We start from the raw sequence: 4803 nt of genomic DNA on the forward strand, positions 1-4803 counted from the left end.
GCGTGGCTCGTGGAGGTAGGCGCAGCCGTCGAGGGCATCCAGCAGGCCCTTGGAGATGAAGGCGTGGTCGTAGCGGTAGCCGTCACCGGTGCGCCCGACCCAACTGTGCTCGACCTGGCCGGCGTGCAGGTGCCGGAAGGCGTCGACCAGGCCGAGGTCTTCGAGGCGCCGGTAGAAGGCGTACTCGAACGGGTGGAAGAAGGGATAGCGTGGCCGGTGGTCGGGCTCGACGATGTTCAGGTCGCCCAGCAGCACGATGCCTGCCCCGCCAGCGGCGACCGCGAACGCGCCAAGGCAGCGCTCCAGGAACCGGCGTTTGCGCTCGACCTTCGCCTCGGTCGCATCGCGCGATGGCACATACAGCCCGACGACCTCGACGCCGTCGCCGATCGGCAGCATGATCGACGCGGCCCGGGCGGGGAGGTAGTCGAGCTGGCCGGCCCAGGTGCCCGGGTGGCTGGCGACCCGAGCGGCGATCATCGTCCCGTACTCGCCCTGCTCGGGCCGCGGGAAGGTGACGGCATAGCCGGCCGCGGCGAACCGTTCGGCGAGCAGCTCGCAGCCGCGGCTGGCGCGGGTCTCGGTGAGGACGAGCACGTCCTCGGGACGCTCGGCGAGCCAGGCGAGCTGGCGCTCAGCGCGTTCTGGCGAGGGGTTGCCGATGTTGAAGGTGAGCAGGCCGAGCGGGTCGGGGGCGGATGGCTGGGTCATCGTGGCTGCAGGTTCTCCCGGAGGGTCAGGATGCGGGCAAGGACGGTCGTGGCGATCTCCTCGGGCGCCGCACGGGTCGAGTCGACGGTCAGCAGGCTCCAGCCGGCTGCCTCAAGTCGCTCGGCGGCCTGCTGGTAGAGGCGGGACTCTACCTCGCCGGCGCCCGGGGCGCGCTCGAATCGAGTGTGCGGGCCTCGTGCGGCCAGCCGTGCGGCGAGCACGGTCGGATCGGCTCGCAGGATGACAGCGAGGTCCGGCGGAGGAGCGTGGCGGTTGAGCTGCCAAATGAAGTCGCGGTCGACCCCGTCGATGCGTTGCAGGACCATCGAGGTGGGCACGTAGCGGTCGGATATCACCACCTCGCGGGCCGCAAGATGCGGCTGGATCTCGGTCTCCAGGTGCCAGTAGCGGTCGGCGGCGACCAGGCAGGCGAGCGTGAGGCCGCGGTAGTGCTCGGGGGCGTGGCGGGCGAGGTCGCCGAGCGGAGAAGGGGACGGCTCGGTGGTGGGATGCACCGGGACGCCTTGGCGGGCGAGTTGGGCGGCCAGCTCGCTGGTCAAGGTGGACTTGCCGACCCCGCCCGGCCCGTCGATGGTGACGAACAACCCACCGCTCATGCACTTGCGATGGGCAGGAGGCGGCGTTCGGCGGTGGTCACGGGGCAGACCTCGGCGTCGACAGCGCCGATTCGCTCCCCCGCGGAGACGACCGCCGCGGGGCAGCCCTTGCCGCAGGCGGTCTCCAGCGAGCAGCCCTGGCAGGTCGGGTTCGCGCCGACCTGGTAGCGCTCGTGGAACCGGTAGGCGTCCAGCCGCGCGGCGATGTCGGGGTCGGCGAAGACGTTGCCGACGATGAACTCGGTCGGGTCGTGGCGGGACTGCGGAGTCCTGGCGGCGAACACCAAGTAAGGGCACACGGTCAGCTCGCCCCGGGTGAACACGTAGACGATCGTGCCCGCCTCGCAGGGCGCCAGCGGCTTCGAGGTGTTGGGGAAGCGGATATGGACCACGTCCAGGTCATTGCCGTCGAACGGGACGGTCAGGTCGTAGATCCGCTGCATGCGCTCCTCGGCCGCGCCGAGCGGCCCCTTGCCCTTGACGCCGCGGCCCATCGCCGACAGCGGGTTCATCAGCACGTACTCGGCGCCGTTGTCGACCGCGAACGCGCACAGCTCGGCGTACTCGGCGTCCTCGGCCAGGTTGTTGGGGGTGCACAGCAAACCCTGAAGCAGGCCGGCTCGGGCGAGCTTGCGGACGGTCTCGATAGTGGTGTGGAACGAGGCGCGGTTGCCGCGAAAGCGGCCGTGGGACTCGGCCCGGAAGCCGTCGAGCGAGACGTTGACGTGGATCCCGCCGATGCCGGCCAGGGCGGCGAGCTGGGCGTCGGTGATGATGGTGGCGTTGGAGCAGATCCCGACCCCGAACCCGTGCGCGCGGAAGGTGGCGACGATCTCCACGACGTCGGGGTGGGCGAAGGGCTCGCCGCCGGTGAGCGTGACCCTGCTGACGCGGCAGTCGCCAAGCCGTGGGATGAGCAGGTCGGCGATGTCGGCGGTGCGCATGGTGTCGCCGTAGTCGCCGGCCGAGACGAAGCAGTGGGCGCAGTGGAGGTTGCAGCGTTCGGTGATCTGGACAAGGGCCTTGCGCTGGCCGGTGGGGACCGAGGTGCGGAAGTAGCAGGATGCGGCGAGCTGGTCGGTGATGAGGCTGCGCCTGGCCGTCATGGGGATCACTTCCTTGATGGATGCGCTGCGGCCACGGCGTCCGAGCGGCAACCACTCGTGTCAGGTACGAGATGGCAGAAGAGCGCTGTTCGTACCACTAAGCTGGATCGATCCTGATATGTAAAGAGCTACGGATTGGTTTTGGATAGCGCCAGCGACCTCGTCACGGGCGGGCGCCGGCGCGGCGAGCAGCAGGGGAGTCGCCTCGTCGATCAGGTCGTGGATGCGAGGCCCTCTTCGATGTCGATGTCGATCGCCCCACCGTCGCCCGACTGCCACCGTCGCCGCTGACCAGCGCGAGCACGCCGCTCATGGTGACGTCACCCCTGGCACGGGCTCAGCCCTTGCGGCCCACACCGCCGTAGATCCAGACTTCGTCCGATGGGATCTCGCCGTCTGGCCGCCACCGTGAGACTTGCACCAGGCCCGGGTCCACGACCCTGGTGGTTAATTCGGGGCTATGCGGCCAGGGCCAACTCGAGGCGGGCGAGGTGGCTGGTTCGGCGCCGGTCGAGGGGGTGGCCGTTCCACCAGGCGTCCAGGCGGGTGAGGTTGAGGGCGACCGCTGCGTACACGTGTTCGAGAGGGGTCTTGGCCAGGCCCTTGTAGCGGGCGTTGCGGGTGCCGGTGACGGCGATGGCCTGATGCATGGTGCCTTCGACGCCGGCGCGGATGGCGTAGCGGGCCTGCCAGGCTGTGGTGTCTTGCTCGGCGCGGTTGGCCTGCAGCGTCTCGTGCAACGCGCGGGGCTTGAGGGTGAGCTGCCGGCCGCCGCGGGCGGCGGTGGTGCACTGATCGCGGGCCGGGCAGGGGCCGCAGGTACTCGCGGCGAACTTCACCACGATCGCCTTGGTGCCCCGCTGGGTGGCCGGGCTCCAGGAGGCGTTGCGCTGTCCTTGCGGGCAGGTGACCTGCTTCCTGTCCCAGTCGATGGTGAACGCCGCAGCGTGCAACCCGGTCCCTGCCCTGGCCTGGCGTGAGGTGTCCAGCAGCATTGGGGAGATCAACGCGATGCCGTAGTCGCGAGCGGCGTCGGCGACCAGCTCGGCCGAGGGTAGCCAGCGTCGACGTAGTGCTCTGCCGGCAGCAGGCCCCGGCGGTCCAGCGCGTGGTGGATCGCCTCGGTCATCGCCGAGTCGGGCACGGTCGCGGCGGTGGTCGCCACGTTCGTGATCAGGTTGGGCCGCTGCGGGGACCGTTCGCTGTGGCCGGAGCCCGCCGTGGCCGACGGGCATGGCTGGGACCGCGCGCCCGCGCCGTCGCCCTGCCTGCTGGTCGCGGCCTCCTCGGCGTCGCAGGTCTCGCTGCGATGAACCTTGTAGCCGTTCCAGAACGTGTCCCGCTTGACACCCCACCGGGCGTCGGTGTCGTACGGGGAGCTCAGACGAAACCTGCCCGGTGGAAGACCGTCCCGCTCCGCCTCCCGCCGCGCCACCTCCGTCCCGGTCTCGGTGACCGTGCGTGTGTAGTTCTGCAGCACCACCACCCGTAGCACCTGCACCGCCTCGACCTCGCGCACCCAGCCCGGCGCGTCCGCCCGGTAGCACGCCTCGACCAACGCGTACCCGTCACGGGCATAGGCCAGGGCCAACTCCGTGCGCTTGGCCTCGGAGGTGGGCAGCCGCCACGAGTCCACCCGGGCGGTGTACCGCCGACTCCACCCGGGCACGTCGATCACCTCGGCCAGCCACCACGGCGCGCAGGCAGCCAGCGCCTCCAGGCAGGCGCGTACCGACTCACCGGCCAGCTCGAGCCGGTTGAGGTCGCGGACCGCGGAGACCACATGCGTGGAATCCGTGCGCTGCTTCCCGCCCGGGCCCAGCAGACCGACCTCGACCAAGCGGTCCAACAGCAGGTCGAGAACCCGCTCCTCCAACCCGTGATCGACCACCCGGGCGCGGAACTCGCTGAGCACGGTGTGATCGAACCCCGGATCATCCAGGTCCAAACCCAGGGCGTACTGCCACGACAGCTTCTCCCGCACCGCCTCGGCGGCCTGCCGGTCGGTCAAGCCCTCCGCCATCTGCAGCACGGTGACCAACGCCAACCGGCCAGGTGACCACCCCGGCCGGCCCCGACCGGCGAACGCCGACTCGAACTCGACGTCCGGGAACAACTCACCGAACCGATCACGGACCTGCACCGCAAGCGGCGCCTCACGCCAGGCGTACTTCGCCCGCACCGCCGCAACGATCACCTCGGCAGGCTTCGGCCACGGCCGCGGCTGCACCGACACCACAACACTCCATCCTGCGGCCCGACGAGGGGGAAGACGAAGGGAAGGCGGCCGCAGGCCGCATGATCTCGCCCACAGCGTTCAAGATCACGGATGTCGCCCGGCATGTCGAGGAGAATTAGCCACCAGGGTC

At 70.3% G+C, this 4803-nt stretch carries 5 protein-coding genes; all 5 read right to left on the reverse strand.

The window, feature by feature from the left end:
• The coding region (locus VG276_24635) for an endonuclease/exonuclease/phosphatase family protein (protein HEV8652485.1) at window positions 1-711 on the reverse strand (711 nt) is incomplete at its 3' end.
• The gene (gene tmk, locus VG276_24640) at window positions 708-1316 is read right to left on the reverse strand and encodes a dTMP kinase (protein HEV8652486.1); all 609 of its coding nucleotides are present in this window, start codon (window positions 1314-1316) and stop codon (window positions 708-710) included. The genes VG276_24635 and tmk, both read right to left, overlap by 4 nt.
• Window positions 1317-1324: 8 nt before the next feature.
• Window positions 1325-2434: a radical SAM protein gene (locus tag VG276_24645; GenBank protein ID HEV8652487.1), complete on the reverse strand. Its 1110-nt coding sequence runs from the start codon at window positions 2432-2434 to the stop codon at window positions 1325-1327.
• A gap of 458 nt (window positions 2435-2892) precedes the next feature.
• Window positions 2893-3429, reverse strand: coding sequence for a transposase (locus VG276_24650; GenBank protein HEV8652488.1), 537 nt, complete (start codon window positions 3427-3429; stop codon window positions 2893-2895).
• An 8-nt stretch (window positions 3430-3437) separates the two neighbouring features.
• Window positions 3438-4670: a transposase gene (locus VG276_24655; GenBank protein HEV8652489.1), complete on the reverse strand. Its 1233-nt coding sequence runs from the start codon at window positions 4668-4670 to the stop codon at window positions 3438-3440.
• Window positions 4671-4803: the final 133 nt, after the last annotated feature.

Source organism: Actinomycetes bacterium (genome assembly GCA_036000965.1).
In the GTDB taxonomy this organism is placed as follows: domain Bacteria; phylum Actinomycetota; class CALGFH01; order CALGFH01; family CALGFH01; genus DASYUT01.

Excerpts from the sequence above, each read along its gene's own strand:
- VG276_24645 (HEV8652487.1), bottom strand. The coding sequence starts at position 2,434 with ATGACGGCCAGGCGCAGCCTCATCACCGACCAGCTCGCCGCATCCTGC.
- VG276_24650 (HEV8652488.1), bottom strand. The coding sequence starts at position 3,429 with ATGCTGCTGGACACCTCACGCCAGGCCAGGGCAGGGACCGGGTTGCAC.